The 21,512-nt window shown below is 37.9% G+C and carries 19 protein-coding genes and 1 tRNA gene; 2 read left to right on the top strand and 18 right to left on the bottom strand.

What is annotated here, in order from left to right; genetic code table 11:
• Positions 1-53 precede the first annotated feature (53 nt).
• The 12 genes from uvrC to ccpA form a co-directional block, all read right to left on the bottom strand.
• Entirely contained in the window at positions 54-1,832 is a 1,779-nt protein-coding gene (gene uvrC / locus I6G50_RS01445) for an excinuclease ABC subunit UvrC (RefSeq protein ID WP_081167107.1), read from the bottom strand.
• A gap of 92 nt (positions 1,833-1,924) precedes the next feature.
• On the bottom strand, positions 1,925-2,386 hold the full coding sequence (locus I6G50_RS01440) for a hypothetical protein (protein WP_197908951.1): 462 nt from the start codon (positions 2,384-2,386) through the stop codon (positions 1,925-1,927).
• 39 nt (positions 2,387-2,425) lie between these two features.
• Entirely contained in the window at positions 2,426-2,854 is a 429-nt protein-coding gene (locus tag I6G50_RS01435) for a hypothetical protein (RefSeq protein WP_197908950.1), read from the bottom strand.
• 2 nt (positions 2,855-2,856) lie between these two features.
• Positions 2,857-3,834 carry a hypothetical protein gene (locus I6G50_RS01430; RefSeq protein ID WP_197908949.1) on the bottom strand — a complete coding sequence of 326 codons (978 nt, stop codon included), beginning with the start codon at positions 3,832-3,834 and terminating at the stop codon, positions 2,857-2,859.
• 99 nt (positions 3,835-3,933) lie between these two features.
• Positions 3,934-4,716 (bottom strand): DUF817 domain-containing protein, encoded by a 783-nt coding sequence (locus I6G50_RS01425; protein WP_197908948.1) that lies wholly within the window; start codon positions 4,714-4,716, stop codon positions 3,934-3,936.
• Positions 4,717-4,788: 72 nt separating this feature from the next.
• Positions 4,789-6,822, bottom strand: a complete 2,034-nt coding sequence (locus I6G50_RS01420) for a heavy metal translocating P-type ATPase (RefSeq protein ID WP_197908947.1) — start codon at positions 6,820-6,822, stop codon at positions 4,789-4,791.
• 12 nt (positions 6,823-6,834) lie between these two features.
• Complete coding sequence (locus tag I6G50_RS01415; protein WP_081167096.1) at positions 6,835-7,158, bottom strand: ArsR/SmtB family transcription factor; 324 nt, start codon at positions 7,156-7,158, stop codon at positions 6,835-6,837.
• Between the two features lie 154 nt (positions 7,159-7,312).
• Positions 7,313-8,608: an adenylosuccinate lyase gene (gene purB / locus I6G50_RS01410; RefSeq protein WP_197908946.1), complete on the bottom strand. Its 1,296-nt coding sequence runs from the start codon at positions 8,606-8,608 to the stop codon at positions 7,313-7,315.
• A gap of 111 nt (positions 8,609-8,719) precedes the next feature.
• A complete protein-coding gene (gene aroD, locus I6G50_RS01405) occupies positions 8,720-9,409 on the bottom strand; it encodes a type I 3-dehydroquinate dehydratase (protein WP_081167089.1) in 690 nt (229 codons plus the stop codon).
• A gap of 112 nt (positions 9,410-9,521) precedes the next feature.
• Positions 9,522-9,595 (bottom strand) — tRNA-Met (locus I6G50_RS01400).
• A 174-nt stretch (positions 9,596-9,769) separates the two neighbouring features.
• Positions 9,770-9,970: a cold-shock protein gene (locus I6G50_RS01395; protein WP_003135419.1), complete on the bottom strand. Its 201-nt coding sequence runs from the start codon at positions 9,968-9,970 to the stop codon at positions 9,770-9,772.
• 203 nt (positions 9,971-10,173) lie between these two features.
• Entirely contained in the window at positions 10,174-11,169 is a 996-nt protein-coding gene (gene ccpA / locus I6G50_RS01390; RefSeq protein ID WP_081167086.1) for a catabolite control protein A, read from the bottom strand.
• 201 nt (positions 11,170-11,370) lie between these two features.
• On the opposite strand from ccpA, the gene I6G50_RS01385 reads away from it, so the two are divergent.
• A complete protein-coding gene (locus I6G50_RS01385) occupies positions 11,371-12,456 on the top strand; it encodes a M24 family metallopeptidase (RefSeq protein ID WP_197908945.1) in 1,086 nt (361 codons plus the stop codon).
• Between the two features lie 45 nt (positions 12,457-12,501).
• On the opposite strand, the gene I6G50_RS01380 is transcribed toward I6G50_RS01385, so the two are convergent.
• From I6G50_RS01380 to gnd, 5 genes are all read right to left on the bottom strand, one after another.
• Complete coding sequence (locus tag I6G50_RS01380) at positions 12,502-12,894, bottom strand: arsenate reductase ArsC (RefSeq protein WP_197908944.1); 393 nt, start codon at positions 12,892-12,894, stop codon at positions 12,502-12,504.
• Positions 12,895-12,966: 72 nt separating this feature from the next.
• Positions 12,967-14,466 carry a gluconokinase gene (gene gntK / locus I6G50_RS01375; RefSeq protein ID WP_197908943.1) on the bottom strand — a complete coding sequence of 500 codons (1,500 nt, stop codon included), beginning with the start codon at positions 14,464-14,466 and terminating at the stop codon, positions 12,967-12,969.
• A 44-nt stretch (positions 14,467-14,510) separates the two neighbouring features.
• A complete protein-coding gene (ascB, locus tag I6G50_RS01370) occupies positions 14,511-15,947 on the bottom strand; it encodes a 6-phospho-beta-glucosidase (protein ID WP_269668692.1) in 1,437 nt (478 codons plus the stop codon).
• The gene (gene ascF / locus I6G50_RS01365; RefSeq protein ID WP_197908942.1) at positions 15,937-17,823 is read right to left on the bottom strand and encodes a PTS cellobiose/arbutin/salicin transporter subunit IIBC; all 1,887 of its coding nucleotides are present in this window, start codon (positions 17,821-17,823) and stop codon (positions 15,937-15,939) included. The genes ascB and ascF overlap by 11 nt, the downstream gene beginning before the upstream one ends.
• Positions 17,824-17,836: 13 nt before the next feature.
• The gene (gene gnd, locus I6G50_RS01360; RefSeq protein WP_197908941.1) at positions 17,837-18,745 is read right to left on the bottom strand and encodes a phosphogluconate dehydrogenase (NAD(+)-dependent, decarboxylating); all 909 of its coding nucleotides are present in this window, start codon (positions 18,743-18,745) and stop codon (positions 17,837-17,839) included.
• A gap of 140 nt (positions 18,746-18,885) precedes the next feature.
• Here gnd and I6G50_RS01355 point away from each other — a divergent pair, with 140 nt between their 5' ends.
• A complete protein-coding gene (locus I6G50_RS01355; RefSeq protein ID WP_197908940.1) occupies positions 18,886-19,626 on the top strand; it encodes a MurR/RpiR family transcriptional regulator in 741 nt (246 codons plus the stop codon).
• 57 nt (positions 19,627-19,683) lie between these two features.
• Here I6G50_RS01355 and I6G50_RS01350 read toward each other — a convergent pair whose 3' ends face one another.
• A complete protein-coding gene (locus I6G50_RS01350) occupies positions 19,684-21,498 on the bottom strand; it encodes a cell division site-positioning protein MapZ family protein (protein WP_197908939.1) in 1,815 nt (604 codons plus the stop codon).
• Positions 21,499-21,512: the final 14 nt, after the last annotated feature.

Genomic DNA, 21,512 nt, shown 5'->3' with positions numbered 1-21,512 from the left:
CTCAACTACAAAAAGCCAATCAGGTCGATTGGCTTTTTAAATCTATAAAAGTATCATTCTATTTCTTTGCTTAGAACTTCCTTCACACGTTCCGCTACTTCATAGGGAACACCAGCTTCCGCAACTTGTGCGACATCTGCTTCCGAAATTGCTTTAAGCGACTTGAAAGTCGTCATTAATTTTTGCTTGCGCTTCGGACCAAGCCCTGTGATACCATCCAATTTTGAAGAAAAGGTATTTTTACCCCGGACTTGTCTATGAAAAGTTATCGCAAATCGATGCACCTCATCTTGAATCCTTTGTAACAAGAAGAATTCCTGTGATTGCCGACTAAGTGGCACTATTTCCAAGGGATCCCCAAAAAGTAATTCACTGGTTTGGTGCTTGTCATTTTTAGCCATACCCGCAACGGGGATGTTTAAACCGAGTTCTTTCAAAATGGCCTTCGCTGCGTTAACTTGCCCTGCTCCACCATCCATCGCGATAAGATCTGGTAAGGCTGTGCCTTCACGCATAGCTCGACTGTATCGCCGCGTAATCACTTCACGCATCGAAGCATAGTCATCTGCACCTTCAACAGTCTTTATCTTATATTTCCGGTAATCTTTTTTCGAAGGTTTACCATTAATAAAAACTACCATGGCTGATACAGGTGAAGTCCCCATGATATTAGAGTTATCGAAGGATTCGATTCGGACAGGAGTTGGGATATTAAGAATTTCTCCTAAATTTTCAATGGCACCTTGAGTTTTAATCAAATCTTTTTCTAAGAGATCAAATTTCAGCTGCAGCTGAGTCCGTGCATTCTTAATTGCCATAGCAACCAATTGTTTCTTTTCGCCTCGACTCGGTTTGAGCACCTTTGTTTGTGTCACGGCTTCAACTGATTGCACATCAACATCTGCCGGAATAAGAATTTCTTTAGGTACCATATGTTCAGCTTCTTGATAAAACTGACCAATATAAGTTAGAAAATCGTCTTCCGCTTCATTGTAGTACGGAAACATATTCACATCACGTTGAATCATCTTACCTTGCCTTACAAAGAAAACCTGCACACACATCCAGCCTTTATCCACATAATAGCCAAAAACATCGCGGTCTTTGAGGTCATGATTCATGACACGTTGTTTTGTCCTCAAGGTACTAATGGCATTGATAACATCACGGTATTCGCCTGCTTGCTCAAATTCTAACTTTTCAGATGCTGCCATCATTCTGCTTTTTAATTCATTAATAATCTTCTTGTCATCACCAGTTAAGAAATGTTTGACCTCTAGCGCCATGTCCTTATAAACTTGAGGATCCACATGATTTACTACTGGGCAGAGGCACTGATGGATATGGTAATAGAAGCAAACCTTTTTTTCGTGCAAGCCACATTTACGAAAAGGAAAAATTCGGTCTAAAAGACGTTTCACATCATTTGCTGCTTTGACATCGGGATAAGGGCCAAAATACATGGCTCCGTCTTTTTTTACACGACGTGTAATCATCAAACGAGGGTATTTTTCATTTGTTATCATCAAAAAAGGATAATATTTATCATCCTTAAGCATGATGTTGTATTTAGGTTTGTAGCGCTGGATTAAGTTGATCTCAAGTACTAGTGATTCGATATTTGACTCGACAACAATCCACTCTAAATCTTCAATCTCGCTAACTAAAAGCTCAGTTTTTGTATTATGGGAACCATGGAAATAGGAACGCACGCGATTCTTCAGATTTTTCGCTTTCCCCACATAGATAACTGTTCCATTTTTATCTTTATGTAAATAGCATCCTGGACTATCTGGTAGGAGTTCCAGCTTTGCTTTTATCGTGTTATTCATGGTCTTATTATAACATATTCAGGAAGTTAAACTTTGACTTTGCGAACTCAAAGTTTCAATTTAAAATAAAAAAATAGTCAACTCTACATTGACTATTTTTCCACAGTAAGATGAGATTCAAAATATTTTTGAGTTGTTAAGTCCGTACTTGTTACACTAATGCTGTTAATTCTTGATAAGTTTGGTGCAATAGTGTTGCCGTAAGCAGAGACGGTGATATCTTGTCCCAATTGCTTATCGGGCACGCTATAACTTAATGTCAACTCACCCAATCTCATAAACAGGTCTCTAAAGGTCATATCTTCTAAACTTTCCTTCGTTTCCTCTAAATGGTTAGGATTCCTCCAGCTTTCATCTAAAAGGTTAACAAGGTCTGTGTCCGTGAGCTTCAGAGCAGCATCCGTTATTTTTTGATTATCAAAACTGGCGGACATTGTGTTGCGTCGGTTTGCTCCTGAAAAGCTTGCTTCAAAGATAAAAAATTTTGGACTTGATATTACCAGTTTTGTGTCTGGGTCTGGAGAGTCACGTTTTAAATCTACTTGAGCATTCACTTCGGCATTTGACCACGTTCCTTCAATTGCTTTTTCAAATTATTGTAAATAACTCTGGTACTGTTTTTTCCATACTTCATTTACAGAATCAACCTGCTTCTGCAAAATTTCTTTCTCATCCTTGTATTGGTTAGAATCTTTACGGTAATATCTTCTTTCCTTATCGTTTTCTACATTTTTTACCGTTAATATATTCCCCGTTCTGTCAAAACTTATTTTTCTTTTTTCTCCATTAGGATAGGTTAACTCTTTTTCTTTTGAATTGAACTTAAATTCTTTTTCATTGTTAAAGTCCATTTCTATGGGAGAAACCTTTAGTAAGTCACCGCTTGCAGCTTCAAACATTGGATTGGCCATCTGCACCCAATCTCCCTTTAGTAAACTCTGATAAGATTTTCCAAATCTGCCACAAGCTGATAAATTAAATAAACCAATAATAAGGAGAAATCCTATAATTACTTTTCTCATTTTTACTCCACCCTTGAAATATCTCCAGAAAGTTGTACACCTTCATCACCGCATTGCGTAATGAGTAAAACTTCATCAATATTCAATTTTCCATCTTCATAAACCACCTTCATTGGTGAGAGTGACTGAGAAATTGTCCCAGCTTCAGTGGTTACATCGTATGAAAAAGTGATTAGTTTGATGCGGTTGAATATTTCTTCAAAGCTTAATTTATTTATTATACGCAATATTTTTTCTGGATCTTTTGGAATTACCTCTGAAGGTTCCAATCCTAAAATACCATTGATTTGGTAATTTGCATGACTATTATTCATCTTCTCACTATCAAAATTTGTCAAATCATCCGATGAGGCATGAAAAGAAACCTTGCTATTTTGGTCAAAAGATATTGTCTCAATACCTGGTGCCCACGCCACACCAAGACCGGTTGTAGGCACGGATGTGAAATATCCACTCCAAGTTCCTACCAAGGCTTCCTTTAAAAGTGTATCAATCTGGTTGGCTTTTTCTAACCAGGTTTGATTGAGCTTTGTCACACTTTCTTCGTCCTTACTTGCTTCTTTTTTAATCTCTTCTTGTTTTTCTTTTTCGGCCTTACTTCCTACACGATAGTAAGTTGTCCATTCTGATTCAGAAGTACCTTCTGCTCCAAATTTAAGAATATCTTGAGACTCTTGCATTTGATAACCGTATGTATAAGTTTCAGTGTCTATCTTTTTTTGCTTCTTATCCAACTTATAGTCAAATTCATGCCCATACAGTTTTACTTTATCTTTTGTAAAACTAATCTTGTCACTGGTCGAGGCAGTAAACTCAAGAATTTTCTTTGAAGCCGCTGCGCTATTACCATGTGGTAAATCTATTTTATTACCTGAGAATGAAACCCACTCTCCTGAAAGTGAAAATTGCTGTGTTTTTGTACAAGCTGTAAGTAGTAACATCGAAAAGACAGATAGTCCAATAATCAAAAATTTTTTCATAGGTTTAGTATAACATTTCAGAAGTCTTTGGTGTGTTGTGGATATAATTATCTTAGTTATAATATTTTTTAATTCTCCTTGTGAAAGTTCATTCTCTACCTACGGTTTTCTCCCTTTCACCTGTTTGAGATTAACTACTAATACAATACTGACAATAACTAATAAAAACCAGGATGACATTTTACCAAAACCAACCAAATGCCAAGTCTCGGCTTGATTTGGATATCGGTAAGCATTAAAAAAAGAAGCAATATTTTCCGCAATATAAATAAAGAAACCAATCAAGCTAAACGAGAGGAGAGCTTTCATTTTATGAGTGGTTGACTCATCAATGCTAAAAATAAATTGGGCTCGCCAAAAAACGACAACAATCGCTAAAATAATAAAATATCTAAAATCATATATAAAATAGTTCGTGAAAAAGTTAAGATATAAAACAAATGAAAGTGTAAAACTCAGACCTAGCGATGGCCAATGTTCAACATTTAACTTTAATTTTTTCCACGCCTGAACAACATAGCTCCCGACACTTGCGTACATAAAGCCTGAGTAAAAAGGTACATTAAAAATTTTGAGATAAGATGCTTCTGGATAGGTCCAGCTATGACTTATATTCACTTTAAAAATTTCGAGAAGTAAGCCTAAGATATGAAATAAGCAAATAATCTTTAGTTCTTCGATTGTTTCTAACTTTAGTTTAACCATCAGAATTTGGACCAAAAGTAAAAGGATAAAAATCAAGTCATAACGGGGAATATAAGGAATATGTATGACACTGGTTATCGCTAAAATAGAAAAGACGGCGAGGGGAAAAATACAGCACATGGATTGAATTTTTGCAAATTTAAAAAGTAAGCTTGCATTCTTTTTTAAAGCATTCATCTCATAATTTTAGCATACTTCAATTTTAAAAAGCCATATCCATATAAAAAAGCTCCCGATCGGAGCTTATTTTTATTTTAAAAGTCTCAAAACATTGAGTATCGCTAAAAGAGTGACACCAACATCAGCTATAACAGCCTCCCACATTGTTGCAATCCCAAAGACAGCAAGGACGAGGAAAATAGCTTTCACACCTAAGGCTAGCACAATATTTTGCACGACAAGACGTTTGGTTTTCTTGGCGATTTTGACTGACTTAGCAATACTGGAAGGTTTATCCGTCATCAGTACCACATCAGCTGTCTCAATAGCCGCATCCGAGCCTAAACCTCCCATAGCAAAGCCAATATTTGCTCGGGCAATGACTGGAGCATCGTTGATTCCATCCCCTACAAAGGCCGTCAAACCATGTGCTTTTTTCAGAACATCCTCTAAAATTGTAACTTTATCTTCGGGCAAAAGATTCGCATGATAATCTGAAATTTTCAATTTTTCAGCAACCTGTGCAGCTACTTTCTGACTGTCTCCCGTCAGCATTGTTTGTGAAATTTGAAGCTTATTCAGCTCTGCTATTGCTTCTTCTGCATCTTCCTTTAGCACATCAGAGACGAGTATGACGCCTTGATACTGGCCATTTTTGGCAACATAAATCAGAGAGCCTATCTCATCACTTTCTTGGAAGGCAATGTTATACTGTTGCATCAGTTTGGCATTACCTACAAGAATCTCATCACCCTCGTAGACCGTGCGTGTACCATGACCTGATATTTCTTCTGATTCAGTGACTATCAGTGCTTCAAGTTTTTGATTTTCTTTCAGAGCAAGTGCTAAGGGGTGGTTCGAATTAAGTTCGCCAATTGCCGCGAGGCGCAACACTTCTTCCTTTGGAATACCAGAACTTGGCAATACTTGTGTAACCTTGAAATTTCCCTGTGTGAGGGTACCTGTTTTATCAAAAAGTACTTGTTTTATTTTAGTCATAGCTTCCAGATGGTTGCCACCTTTGACTAAAATACCATTTTTTGAGGCTGCCCCTATCCCCGCAAAGAAACCTAAAGGAATCGAAACGACCATGGCACAAGGACAAGAAATAATCAAAAAGGTAAAGGCACGCGTCAGCCAATCAGACCAATCTTGTTGAAAGAAGATTGGTGGAATCAAAGCAATTATCGCTGCAGCAAATACAACAACCGGCGTATAATAACGTGCAAATTTTGAAATGAACTGTTCTGTGGGTGCTTTATTTTCTTGAGCATTTTCTACTAAACTAAGAATTTTAGCGACGGAAGATTCACCAAATGTTTTTTCGACTCTGACTTCTAGTACACCATTGATATTAAGAAATCCCGCCAAGACTTCGTCTCCTTTTTCCACAGTACGTGGTAAAGACTCACCAGTCAGCGCAGCTGTATTCACACTTGATTTTCCAGATTGGATTTGCCCATCAAGAGGCACTTTTTCTCCCGGCTTAACTTGGATTATCTCACCGATAGCTACCGCTTCAGGTGAAACATTTATTAGCTTTTCTTGCCTCTTAACAGTTGCGACTTCGGGACGGAGGTCCATCAAGGCCACTATAGATTTCTTGCTCTTACCTACAGCACGATCTTGGAAATATTCGCCGACTTGATAAAAGAGCATGACAGCAATTGCTTCTGCATATTCACCTAGAGCAAATGCGCCGACTGTCGCGATACTCATCAAGAAAAATTCATTAAAAATGTCTCCTTTAAGCAGTTGTTTCCAAGCCTTGAATAAAACACTGTGCCCAATTAAAAGATAGGTCAAGATAAAGAGAAGTATTTTGAGCTCTGAGGAAAAATCAAAAAAGCTCAATACTGCTAAAAGCAGAGCAGAAATAATAATAATCCACAGTTCACTATTATTTTCTTCCTCCTTATCCTCTAAGCCCGCATTTAAACTCAGATTAACGCTACAACAGGCAGGATCTGAATCATCGGAACTCTCTGGTATTTCCGAGCAGCTGACGCTGTCTCCGCTCTCTGTCGACATAGCAGCCTTAGCTTGATGATTTAAACAGTTGCAAGTGTCTTTGACACCATGTGCAGTGTGATGCCCTACATTTTTTTGTGTAGATTTAAACATATAAAACTCCTTTTAATTTATAAATGTATCACAATGGATATCTTCTGTTGGTGACCAGTGCATTGATTCTACAGTAGCATCAATGACTTCTAATAGATGATTCAGTTCAGGAGTCGTTAAAGAATAGTAAATATACTTTCCTTCCTTACGACTTGTGATTAATCCACAGTCTCTCAAACACGAGAGATGTTGTGAAAGGTTAGACTGTCCCGATTTGGTTTGTTCTAAGAGCTCCGTTACGGTCATTTCCTTATCTCTCAGTGCTTCTAGAACGAGAAGTCGTGTGGTATTGGATAAGGCGTGAATCACTTTTTGACGTTTTTCTGTAAGATTCATAATTTATTCTTCTCTTTATATTAGTTTATACTAATATATTATCAAAGCTATACATATTAGTCAATACTGAATTGTTATTTTATATAAACAATGGATATTTTGTAATTTTTGTACAAAAAAAGCACTAAAACAAAAGTTTTAGAGCATTTCCTTTTTATAATCCTAAACGATCAAAAATCACATCCACACGTGACAAGTGATAGTTATAATCAAAAGCAGCATCGATATCTGCATCAGTGAGTTTTTCACGTATTTTCTCATTGTTTTCTACAAGGGGACGGAACATGATTTGCTCATCCCATGATTGTGCTGTCAAAGGTTGAACTAAGTCGTAAGCCTCTTCACGTGTCATTCCTTTTTCAATCAACATGAGCATAACGTGCTGGCTATAAATCAATCCGAAAGTCGCATCCATATTGCGTTTCATGTTTTCTGGAAAGACGGTCAGATTTTTCACGATATTGCCAAAACGGTTCAACATGTAATTGATGAGCTCCGTTGTATCTGGTGTGATGATACGCTCAGCTGAGCTGTGGGAAATATCACGCTCATGCCATAAAACGACATCTTCCATAGCTGTAACCACATGCCCACGAATAACACGTGCAAGTCCAGACATGTTTTCTGAACCAATAGGGTTACGCTTATGTGGCATTGCTGAACTACCTTTTTGACCTTTAGCGAAGAATTCTTCAACTTCACGTTGTTCAGATTTTTGCAAACCACGAATCTCTGTTGCCATACGTTCAATCGATGTGGCGATAAGAGCTAACGCACTGAAATATTCCGCATGCAAATCACGTGGAAGAACCTGCGTTGAAATTTCTTGTGGACGAATACCCAGTTTACCACACACATATTCTTCAACAAATGGTGGAATGTTAGCAAATGTACCCACTGCACCTGAAATTTTACCAGCCTCTACAGCTTTAGCTGCGTGCTCAAAACGTTCAATATTACGTTTCATCTCAGAATACCAAGTCGCTAATTTGAGACCAAAAGTTGTGGGTTCTGCGTGTACTCCATGCGTGCGACCCATACAGACAGTGTATTTGTGCTCACGTGCCTTATCAGCAATAATCTCCAAAAAGTTCGCCAAGTCACGACGAATAATATCATTCGCTTGTTTGTAAAGATATCCGTAGGCTGTATCAACGACATCTGTGGAAGTCAAACCATAGTGAACCCACTTGCTTTCTTCTCCGAGTGTTTCCGATACAGCTCGTGTAAAGGCAACAACATCATGGCGTGTTTCTTTTTCGATTTCCAAGATGCGTTCGACATCGAAACTCGCATTTTCACGAATTTTCTTGACATCTTCAACAGGGATTTCTCCTAGTTCTGCCCAAGCTTCATCCGCAAGAATTTCGACTTCAAGCCAAGCTTTATACTTGTTTTCGTCCGACCAGATTGCCGCCATTTCAGGGCGACTGTAACGATTGATAACCATAGTTCCTCCAAATTTCTAACTTACTATAAATTATACCATTTTGGAGAATTTTTGTTGGGATTTTCTTAAGTATTAGGATTTTATCGTCTAAATATGTGGAAAAGACGAATATTAACCCTCTAAGGCATCAAGAACCTCTACCATTTTAGGCAAAGTTATTTGGCCTGGAGCACTCTGAGCATTATCTTCTAGCGCCGCAAAAGTCCAGACCGAACCCGTCAAACCTCCCGCAACGCGTGTAATTTTTCCTAACTCACCCATCGCGATACCAATAAATTTATGCCCATATTCCATAGTAAAATCACGTGTAATTTGTAGTAAATCGAGAACATCACATTCGCGTTGAGCCATGATAGCAACTTTAACAAATCCTGTTTCTTCCTTTTGCATTTTCATCATCCGTGCTGTCAAATCTGTCGGAAATTCAAAAAAGTTATGGTAAGACAGAACGATTTTTTCCTTAATATCCAGAAGCTGAGGCAAAGCTTTACGATAAGAAAAATACTCAAGATCAATATAGTCTGGATCAAATTTCGAGATGGTGCGTAAAAGTTTCACATAATCTTTTTTTGAAATGGATAAATTTCCACCTTCATGAGCGGTACGCACAGTAAAAAGTATGGAGAAGTCTTTGAATTTTTCAAACATTAGCGGCGCAGCTTCTAGAATTGCTGCTTCATTTTCTAAAAAATCAGCACGCCACTCGATAATATCGGCGTTACTGTATTTTTTAACATCCAACTGTTGCACTTCCGCTATATTTGACGGAAGAACGGGTACTATAATTTTCGTTTTCCTCATACTTTTAAGTTTAGCATATATTACTAAGCTCACCAAATAGAATCCTGATAAAGTATATTCCTTTTATCTTAAAATAAAAAAATCCCCGATAATTCAGGGATTTCTATGCATATTGCGGGAGCAGGATTTGAACCTACGACCTTCGGGTTATGAGCCCGACGAGCTACCTAGCTGCTCCATCCCGCGATAATAAAAATGGAAGAAATTGAACTATTCTGCCTAAATCACGCTATAACTTAGACAACTAGATCTTCCATTATGGATGTATCCAAATGGTGTACTTATTGTAACACACTTTTTGTTAATATCCTAATTTGGGCTGAGAATAACAAAAAAAGCACTCCCAAGAGTGCTTATTAATTATGCTTTAGTAATGTTTGATGCTTGAGGGCCACGTTGACCTTGTTCAATATCAAATGTAACTTTTTCGCCTTCTTCAAGTTTTCTGAAGCCATCGCTTTGAATTTGTGTGAAGTGTGCAAACACATCAGTACCATCTTCAGCAGTGATGAAGCCAAAACCTTTAGAGTCGTTAAACCATTTTACAGTTCCTTTTGTCATAGTATATATTTCCTTTCGTCAAATTTGTAAATCATGGTGTGAAAGAAAACATATAAAATATATAACTTAGACTAAATTTACCTCTTAATAATACCATGCTTTCGCTTCAAAGTCAACCCTATCTCATCAGTTTCTCATAGATAAAGAATAGGCGATACAAAAAGCACAGGTTAAAAGCTCATACCTATGCTAATTATAGACTATTATTTTGTAGACCCACGATTAATGATTTGGTGAGCAAGAATAAGTTGGTTTTCTTCAACATCTTCTTTATGCATTAATTTTGTCAATAAACGCATCGAAACAGCTCCTAAGTCATATAAAGGTTGATTAACAGAAGTCAATCCTGGATATGTATATGCCGTGATTGGACTGTTTGAACCCGCAATAATCTCAAAGTCTTCAGGAACTTTCACTCCTTTAGACAACAGTGCATTAAGCAAACCAATTGCTACAGTATCATAAGAAACAATAGCTGCATCAATTTTTTTAGCTAACATTTGTTCAGCTAATGCTACTCCATTTTCAAAGCTGTAGTTGCCTTCAAAAACAAGAGACTCATCAAACTCAACACCAGCCTCATTAAGAGCTTCTTGGTAACCTACCATGCGCTCTGTATTTTCCACTTCTTCTAAAGAGCCAGAAATAAAAGCAATACGTTTATTGTTTTGAGCTAATTTTGAAGTTGTTTGGTGCGCAGCAAGATGATAATCAATATTTACAGATGACATCTGTTTATCAACATCAATCATTCCCGCAAGAACAATAGGTGTACGTGTTGATTTGAGTTGCTTACGTACTTTTTCAGACATAAAGCTTCCCATGTAAACAATACCGTCAACTTGTTTAGAAAAAAGGCTTTCGATAACTTTAAGTTCTTTTTCTTCTTCTCCGTCACTGTTTGCAAGGATAACATTGTATTGATACATTGATGCAATATCATCAATACCGCGTGCAATCTCTGCAAAGTATGGCGATGTTATGGTTGGGAGAACAACCCCAACTGTCGTTGTGCGCTTGCTTGCAAGGCCACGTGCAACAGCGTTAGGACGGTAGTCTAACTCCTCGATTGCATCTAAGACCTTTTGACGTGTTTTCTCTTTGACGTTAGCATTACCATTAACTACACGACTTACGGTAGCCATTGACACGCCAGCAACTCGAGCAACGTCATAAATTGTTGTTGTTGATTCTTCCATTCTCTTAAAACCTCGAATTTAATAGTGTTTATCTTTTTATATATTTTTTAATGTTTATGAAAAGTTTTTCCAAATTTAATTATATCACTTTTTGAAAACCGTTTCAATAATTATTGGTAACATATTGTGCATATTTTAAAGCATGATTTTTTTCAGAATTTAGCGTACAATAGAGATAATAATTATAGAAAGGTGGATACTATGAGCAAACTCGAACGTATCTCTAATTTTCTGAACGAAAATGAAGTCGACATGACCTTCATTACTAATCCTACGACCTTGAATTATTTAACAGGTCTTGCCATTGACCCGCATGAACGTATTGCAGGTTTGATGGTTTTCCCTGACAAAGCCCCTTCTCTTTTTACACCGGCATTGGAAGTGGAAAAAGCTAAAGAAAACACAACTGGTTTTGATATTTTTGGCTATGAAGATTCACAAAATCCTTGGGTAGTTGTTAAAGAACACTTAGGATCTAAAAGCATTAAAAAAATCGCGGTTGAATTTTCTGATATCCCTTTATCAAAAACTGAAGGACTTAAATCACAATTTTCTGGTGTGGAATTTGTCAACTTGACACCTTTGGTTGAACGTATGCGTTTGATCAAATCTGCTGACGAAATTGAAAAAATGAAAATCTCTGGTGATTATGCAGATAAATGTTTCGAAATTGGTTTTGAATACGCAAATTCAGGTCGTACTGAAACTGACGTCGTAGCCAAAATTGAATACGAAATGAAACGCATGGGCGTGCCACAAATGAGTTTTGAAACAATAGTTCTCTCAGGCGCACGCGCGGCTAACCCACATGGTATGCCAGAAGATGTCAAAATCCAAGACAACAAGCTCTTGCTTTTCGACCTTGGCGTTATGAAAAATGGTTATGCTTCGGATGCCACACGTACAATCTCAATCGGTAAGCCTTCTGATTTTGATGCTGATATTCATAAAATCGTACTTGAAGCACAAATGGCTGCGATGGACTTCGTAAAACCTGGAGTCTCTGCTCTCGAAGTTGACAAAGTAGCTCGTGATGTGATTACTAAAGCTGGTTATGGCGAATACTTTGTCCACCGACTAGGACATGGTATCGGTATGGATGTGCATGAGTTCCCATCAATTGGTGGATCGGAAGATATTATTATCGAAGAAGGCATGTGCTTCTCAGATGAACCTGGTATTTACATTCCTGGTAAAGTTGGAGTACGTATCGAGGACTGTCTCTATGTTACTGAAACTGGCTGCGAACCTTTAACTAAAACAAATAAAGAACTGATGATTTTCTAAGGTTATCTTTAAATAAAAAAGCACTGTTTCAGTGCTTTTTTATTATTAACCAAAGTCTCGCGTTCTTAAAGCAAGCACTTTAGTCTCAATCTGCTTGATTGTTTCTTTAAAGACTGCATCACTTTGCCCAGTAGGATCTTCTAAGCCCCAATCTTCCCTATACTTGCAAGGCAGATAAGGACAGTCCACGTTACATCCCATAGTAATTACAAGATCTACATGTGGGATATCTTGTAAGAGCTTAGAAGCTTGTGTTTTTTCCATGTCTATGTCATAGATTTCTTTCATCAAGCGGACAGCATCTTGATTAATGTGTGGTTTGGTCTCAGTACCTGCAGAATAAAACTCAAACTTGTCCCCAACCAGTTTTTTTCCCAGAGCTTCTGCTATTTGTGAACGACAGGAGTTATGCACACAGATAAAGGCGATTTTAAACATGGTAACTCTCCTAAACTATTTTTACATATTATACACTATTTCTCTCCCATACTTGCACAAGCTTTATGAAGCTTATGCGAACTCTTGTTGATACTTAGAGATTTCAGAATAACTCTTTGTAAATTGCTCTGTTAAGTTTTTGAACAGAGGATACAAAGCGCGGTAGTATTTGAAATTTTCTGAGTTAGGTTTATAAGTTATTTCCGACATTTCACCTGCTACGGTGTCAATATTATCAATAATCCCTAAAGCTTTCTGCGCCATAATACAAGCCGCAAAGCATCCTGCCTCATGATCTTTTTGAACCGTTATAGGTAATTCAAAAATATCTGCCAGAATTTGCAACCAAAGTTCCGACTGAGAAAAACCGCCTGTCACTTTGATTCTTGTGATAAAATCTAAATTTTCTGTGAGGGTCTCTTCTAACATACGCAAGTTAAAGGAAATTCCTTCTAGAACTGCACGCGACATATGACTTATCGTATGACTATAGTTAAGCCCAAAAAAGGAAGCTCTAGCTGCTGCATTCCATAGAGGCGCCCGTTCACCACCTAGATAAGGATGAAAGATTAGTCCGTCTGAACCTGGTGGCACCAATCTTGCTAACTCTGTAATTGTCGCAAAGTCATGTGAGGTTTCAAATAAGTTGTCTTTTAGCCAACGAAAAACATCACCACCTGAGTTTACTGCTCCTCCGTTTACCCAATGCTCTTCGTCAAGCGCATAGCTAAAAGTTCTTGCTGAGCGATCTGGTTGAGGAGCATCACTTATTATTCGAAGTGCACCTGAAGTTCCCACTGTAATTGCTATTTCACCTTTTTTAATTGCCCCTAGGCCAAGGTTTGACATTGGCCCATCGCCAGCTCCATATACAAAAACTGTGTGCGGAGATAGGCCCATTTCTCTTATCCATTTTTCTGGTAAATTTTTTTCTATTGTATAAGGCGATACAACTTTGGGAAGTTGCGCTTCTGAAACGCCTGCTAGGTTTAAAATATCACGATCCCATGCCATATCTTGATTATTAAAAAGACCTGTACCTGTAGCAACTGACAAATCAATCGTATTGCTTTGAAAAATACGCTGGAAGATTGCTCCTTTTAAGTCCATGAAATGTGCGGCATTCTTGAAAAGTTCCTCTCTTTCATTCTTGAGCCATAACATTTTGGCGAGAGGTGACATGGGATGTAAAGGTGTTCCTGTTTTTTGATAAAGATCATTTGAAGAGTCTCTAATTTTTAAAGAATTACTATATTTTTCAGCTCTAGTGTCAGCCCACGTTAATACACGAGTCAAAGGTTGCCATTCTTGATTAAAGGCTATTAATGCATGCATTTGTGTGCTAAAGGAACATGCTAAAATAGATTCTCCTTCTTTTAATCGGCCCGTTACTTTTTTTACAACTCTAACCATAGCTGAAAATATCTCATCTAAATCTTCTTCTGCCATACCTTTTGCATCGCGGTAAAGTGGATAGGCTTGAGAACTTGTGGCAATCTTAATTCCTGATTGATTATAGAGAACTGCTTTTGTCGCAGTAGTACCTAAATCTATCCCTACTAAGTAATCCATGTATTTCCTTTCAAAAAAAGGCAAGCGATCACTGCCTTATTATTTTATAAATTATTTCCATTTGATTCAATAACAGACTTGTACCAGTCATACGACTTTTTCTTCATCCGTGCAAGCGAACCTGTTCCATCATTTTTTCTGTCCACATAAATCATACCATATCTTTTACTCATCTCGCCTGTGGAAGCTGCAACCAAATCAATGACTCCCCAAACGATATAACCCATTAAGGGGATTCCATCTGATATACCATCTGACATAGCTTTGATATGCTCTCTTAAGTAATCAATACGATAATCATCATTAATTGCCCCATCAATGAGTGTATCTGAAGCTCCCAAACCATTTTCGACGATAAATATAGGCTTTTGATAGCGGTCGTAAATCTGATTCATGGTTATCCGTAACCCTAGAGGGTCTACTGCCCACCCCCATTGACTCGTTTTTAGATGAGGATTTTTAACTGACTTAACAACATTTCCTGAATTAACTTCCAAATCGTCATAACTTGCTGCTGAACAACGCGAAGCATAGTAACTAAAAGAAACAAAATCCACAGTATGCTTCAAGATTTCCGCATCACCAGCTTCCATCTTTAATTCAATGTTTTTTTCACGAAAAATTCTCTTTGTGTAAGAAGGGTAATATCCTCGAGCTTGAATATCTGTAAAAAATGTATTCATCTGTTCATCTTGCAGTGCCTGCCAAATATCTTCTGGTTTACAGGAATAAGGATAAAAGGAACCGCCAGCAATCATACAGCCAATCTGTAAATCCTTATTCAAATCATGGGCAGCTTTCACAGCCAGACTACTGGCAAGAAGCATATGATGTGCAGATTGATAGATAACTTGTGCTTGATTTTCACCAGTTTGAAAAGCCAATCCTGCTCCTGAAAATGGGCTATGTAAAATGATATTTATTTCATTGAAAGTAATCCAGTATTTTACATAGTCACCAAATTCATTAAAGCATGTGCGAGCATACCTCTCAAAAAAGCCAATCATTTCTCGGTTACGCCAAGAGCCATATTGTTCAACTAATCCCATCGGAACATCAAAATGTCCTAAAGTTACCAAAAGTTCCATTCCATACTTTTTGCACTCTGCAAACATTTGACGATAGTATGCTATTCCCTTTTTGTTGGGCACACTTTCATCCCCCTTTGGAAAAAGACGCGACCAAGAGATTGATGTGCGGAATATTTTTAAACCCATTTCAGCGAGCAGTGCTATATCCTCTTTATAACGATGGTAAAAATCAATACCTTGATGACTCGGGTAAAATTCTGTTTCCTCTAAAATCGGGTGAGAAATTTTACCTAATTTCACAGGCAAGCGCTTGTCACCTAAAGGTAGCATGTCAATATTACTGGCACCTCTTCCTCCTGATTTCCATGCACCTTCAGCTTGATTGGCGGCAATGGCTCCCCCCCAAAGAAAATTTTTAGGAAATTCCAATTCATCTTTTTTATTTTTCAACGTCTAAAATTACCTCACCCTCATCTACTTCTTCCTTTTCTAAAAGAGTAAAATTCGTATACTCTGCGGAATTAGTCACAACGACAATCGTATCTGTTGCAAGTCCTGCTGCTTCAATCAGAGCTAGGTCAACTTCCACCATTAGAGCTCCTTGGTAAATTTTGTCCCCCATTTTAATCTTTGAAGTAAAGCCTCTCCCTTCTAAAGTCACTGTATCAATACCAATATGTACAAGAACCTCTAACCCTTTCTCACTGGTAATACCGATAGCATGTTTTGTTGGAAAAACAGCTGTAACTGTCCCTGTGATAGGTGAAACGATTCGACCATTACTTGGAACAACCGCAAAGCCTTTGCCTAGTACTTCTTTCGAAAATACCTCGTCTGCAACATCTGAAAGTTTTTTTACTTTTCCGGATACTGGTGATTTAATACTTACTGTCTGAGCTACCTGTTTAAGATGAACTTCTTCTAAGTTGTCTTCCTCTACAGGCAAATCTTCAAAGCCAATAATCAAGGTTAAGACAAATGACAATATGATAGAGAGAATCATTACAATAGCTACCCAAGCAATAGTCATTGGGTTATCACGATCAATAAATTGAACACTGGTAAATAAACCAGGAGCAGCCATTGAGTGACTGGCAAGTCCCGCCATTCCAGCTACAGCCCCTGCAACAAAACCTGTAATAACTGAAGCAATCATTGGTCGCTTCAATCGTATAGCCACACCATAAAGTGCCGGCTCAGTAATCCCTGCAATGATAGCTGATGAAGCTGCGGCTAAAGCTGTTTGACGTAATTCCCTGTTTTTTGTTTTCAAAGCAACTGCTAGAGAAACACCACCCAATGAGAGGTTGGCACCAATTTCTGATGGCATAACCATTCCTTCAACACCTGTATCCGCAATCGTTTGTACGATTGTCGGTGTGAAAACTCGATGCATTCCTGTCATGACAAGCAATGGCCACAATGCACCAACAATAGCTACCGCTAACCATCCTAGTTTGTCATGAATAAAGAAGACACCATTAGAAATAGCTGTCCCTAACCAAACTCCTGCTGGACCAACTAAAAGTATAGCTATTGGTGCTGCCACAAGCAAAATAAGCATAGGCTTCAAAAAATTTTTCGTTACCACAGGCGTAATTTTATCGACATAATTTTCAATATATTTAAGTAGCCAAGTCATTACAATGGCGGGAATAATAGTATAAGTATATTTTACAGATGTCATTGGAATCATCGCAAAAGTTACAGTTGCTCCCTCAGCTGCCTTAGCCATCCATTCCATAAAGACTGGATGAACCATCAGACCAGCGATAGCCATTGCTAAGTAAGTGTTTGAACCAAATTTTTTAGAAGCTGAAACGGCAACTAATATTGGTAAAAAGAAGAATGAAGCATCCCCTATGGTATTCAAGATGTTGTAGGTTGAGCCATCAATACTTATAACGCCCGTCATTTCCAAAAGCATCGCGAGTAGCTTAATCATTGAACCGCCAATAATAGCTGGTATCAAGGGAGACATAGTCCCAATAATGGCATCGAGGATATTTGTCCCTATTTTTTTCAAGGTTAATTTTTCCTTAGGTTTACCTGTTTCATTTGTCACAGCACCACCTGCAACACCCATTTTTAGAATGGCTGCGTAAGCTGCAGCTACATTGTTCCCAACAATGATTTGATATTGTCCACCTTGATGGACAAGTCCTATCACTCCATTGATACTTTTTACTTTTTCATCATCTGCCTTACTTTCATCTTTCAAGATAAAACGAAGTCGTGTCATACAATGTGTTAAATTTTCAACATTATCGACACCACCTATTGCTTGAAGAATAGCCTCCGCCATTACTTTAAAATCTTGCGCCATTTTCTTTTACTCCTTAGTTATTATTTTCCACAGCATGACCACCGAAGCCATTTCTGAGAGCTGCAACTACTTTTCCACTCATGCTATCCTCCTGCAAGGAACGATTACGCATCATTAATGATAGGGCAATCACAGGTGCAGGTACTTCCAAATTTAAACTCTCTTCAACAGTCCACTTTCCTTCCCCCGAAGCTTGGACACGTCCTGATATCTGTTCTAATTTTGCATCCTTTGCAAATTGTTCTTCCGCCAGTTCCATGAGCCAAGAACGAATAACCGACCCATGGTTCCATAGTTTTGCAACTGCTTCATAGTCGTATTCAAAATTTGAAGCTTCTAAAATTTCAAACCCTTCTGCTATTGCCTGCATCATGCCGTATTCAATGCCATTATGGATCATTTTGAGGTAATGGCCACTTCCAATTGGACCAGTATAAAGATAACCATCTTTTTGTGCTAATTTTTGAAAGAGCGGCTCCAATTTGTTCCAAGATTCTTCGCTATCACCACCAATCATAAAGTTACCACCCGAACGTGCTCCTGCCATACCGCCTGATGTTCCAACGTCAAAGAAGTCTATTTTTTTAGCTTTTAACTTCACATTCTGTTGAAGATTATCATTATAATTTGAATTTCCTCCATCAATAAGAATATCTCCCGCTGACAGGATATTCGTTAACTCTTCAATTACACTGTTGGTTATCCTTCCTGCGGGTAACATCAGCCAGATAACACGGGGTTGTGGTACTGAAGTAATAAATTGCTCTAGATTATAACATCCTATTACTCGATCAGAGTATTGCTCTGCCTTTTTTATTTGTACTTCTTCTCTGTCTAAAACGAATACTTTTATTTCCTTATCCACTGCATTTTTCACAAGGTTCAGTCCCATTTTTCCAAGTCCAATAATCCCGAAATTCATACTTTCTCCTAATTCTGTATATCTGTTCTAAGAAAATTTTTATCTTTATCTTTCTTAGTTCTTAAATATTATATCACGGAAAAAGTAACCGCTTTCTCCAAAAAAAGGAGAATTCTCCATAATCATGTTATAATATTTGTATGGGAATATTTATTGATAATTATCTGAGCACACACCTTTCTAATACAGAGCAATCGATATTACTAAGGTTAGATAGTCAGCCAGAGCTTTTAAATAATAACTTAACGCAACTCGCGGTGGAGCTCCATTCTTCTGGGACCTCAATTATACGTCTTTGTCAAAAATTAGGCTTTTCAGGCTTTTCAGAGTTTAAATTTGAAACACAGAAACTTCTTAGATTGACAAACAATCAAAACCAAATTTCATTTTTAGAGGAACTAGAAAGTTTTTGTCACTTTTTATCCTCTGATATTACTACAGAGAAAGTACGCTTATTTGCACAAGAAATTTCCAGTTCAAAAACAATTTATATTGCAGGTGTTGAAGCTTCAAAATCACTTGCTGCTTATTTCAGTCATAAGTTAAACCAATTTGACTATGCCGCTGTTCATGTTTCAGATGACACTCTTTTAGATTTATTACCTAATATTCTTAATCGTCATAGTTTAGTTATTTATGTATCAATATCAGGACAAACAAAGCGACTAACAAACTCTGCACAAAAGGCAAGTCATACGGGTGCAACTGTACTATCTTTGACGAATGCTAAAACCAGCCCATTAGGGCGCTTAAGTAAAATAAATATCTCTACTAACACTTCGACTGCTAGCTACCACAACTATGATGTGACACCACGGACTTTTCAGATGGCAATTATTGATTTAATCCTGTCCAAAATTACCCAAAATCTCGAAAAATAGCAAGTTTTATTTTAGACATGAAAAAACTTCTTTGTTATCCACAAAGAAGTTTTTATATTATTCAAAATCCGTAGGTAAACCTTTACCATTACCAAAGAAATACCCTGTCTTATTATTAATTGTTAACAAATAACTACCGTCTGGACGATACAGATTGAAATATCCGGCTACTTGGCCGGCCATATAACCTGATGTCATTGTATGAATCGCAACGGGTAAAAGGATAAAGTTATTTCCAGAAATATAACCACGTTGGCGGGCAATGTTCAAGACTTTATCCATAACGCCTGGTTTCCACGTGAAGGCTGGATCATTCAGATTGAGATTAGCTTGTGGTTGAACACGGGCATTAGAATTATCCGGTGTTGCCCCTGTTGGATTTTGGGCTCCATTGGCTGCTACATTTCCTGTTGCATTTGAGCCTTGACTAGCATTTTGTTCTGTTTGACTTGTCCCTGCATCTGCTGAAGGTTGTGTTGAATTAGTTGCTGAGTCTGGTGTTACAGCTGTCCCAGCTGATTGATCTGCTGTAACCGAAGAATTGTTACTTTGGGCCGCAGCTTGCTCTTCTTTAGCCTTTGCATCTGCTTGCTGCGTCTTAGCAAGACTTATGGCTTTCGCAAGTACTTTATTCAAGCTTTCGTTTGCTGTTTTCGGTACTGCTGGGATACTCACCGCAGCTTTAACCTGAGCCGTATCATCTAATTTTCCATCAACAATAACTGATTTATTAAAGAGAGCGTTGACCTTTTGGACTGCATTTATTTGCGGTTCTAATGCATTAACTTTCTTTTCCGCAGTGTCAAAATCATTGCCTTTTAATTTTTCTAATTTGGTCTTCAGCGCTGATAGCTGATCAAAGTTAGAGTTTTTCAATAAAGTATGGTCTGAATCTGTAAAAAATTCATCATATGCTTTATTAAATGCTGTCAAGTTTTCTTTGTTGGCAGTGTTTGCTTGTTCGGTAGCTTTTTGATTGTTGTTATGGTTATAGATAGCATAACCTGTACCACCAGCAGCTAAAAGCACAAGAACACAAAGTCCAATAATGAGCGGTTTTTTACTGTCTTTCTTTTCCACTCTTTCTTCTTTTGGAGCAGCTTCTGTTTCAGTTTCAGCAACGACTGGCAGTGGTATAGGAACAGTTTCTCCTGCTACCGGCATTTTCTCAGCCATGTAGACTGCTTCTGCTTCAGGTTGCTGCTCTTCTGTTGCTTCTGTCTCATCCTCTGAGGAAACTTCAGGTGTAGAACTCTCTGTTTCTTCGCTCTCTTCTAGTGAGGGAGTATTTGATTCAGGTACTTCATTTGAAAGCTCTGGAAAATCTTCTTCCACATTTTCTGCTTCTGGTACCCCCTCTGGTTCTGCTTTCACATCCGAAGTTGCCGGCGGAGCAGGAACAACAGGAGGGAGATCATCAACAATCTCCACCTCATCAAATTCATTTTTATTTTTTTCTTTGAATTTGTTTTCTTCTGAAGTTGCCTCACTAGGGTCTTCTTCTACTTTCGAAGGAGTATCAGACTCTACACTAGGATCTTCCCCAACTTCTTCAATAACAGTTTCCTGTATTTCGGAAGTTTCACTCGTTTCCTCAGCTTCACTGCTTGATTCAGCTGGTACTTCTTGATCCATCTTTTCACGTTCTGATCGAATATACTTTTCTAAAGCTTGATTTTTAACAGCTTCAATCTCGCCACGATGCTGACGAATATATTTATCAAGAGCGCTTTCGCTTTCACTATTTTCTTTGTCTACTCTTTGCGCTTTATTTACAATCTCACCTATAGTAAAGTCCGACACATCGCCTAGTTTTAAGACTTTTTCGCCAGAATTCTTGATATCTTTATCTTTATCTTTTTCTTCTGTCATTTAGCACTCCATAG

This window comes from Lactococcus garvieae (assembly GCF_016027715.1).
Classification (GTDB): domain Bacteria; phylum Bacillota; class Bacilli; order Lactobacillales; family Streptococcaceae; genus Lactococcus; species Lactococcus garvieae_A.
This window is presented reverse-complemented; position numbering and strand designations above follow the sequence as displayed.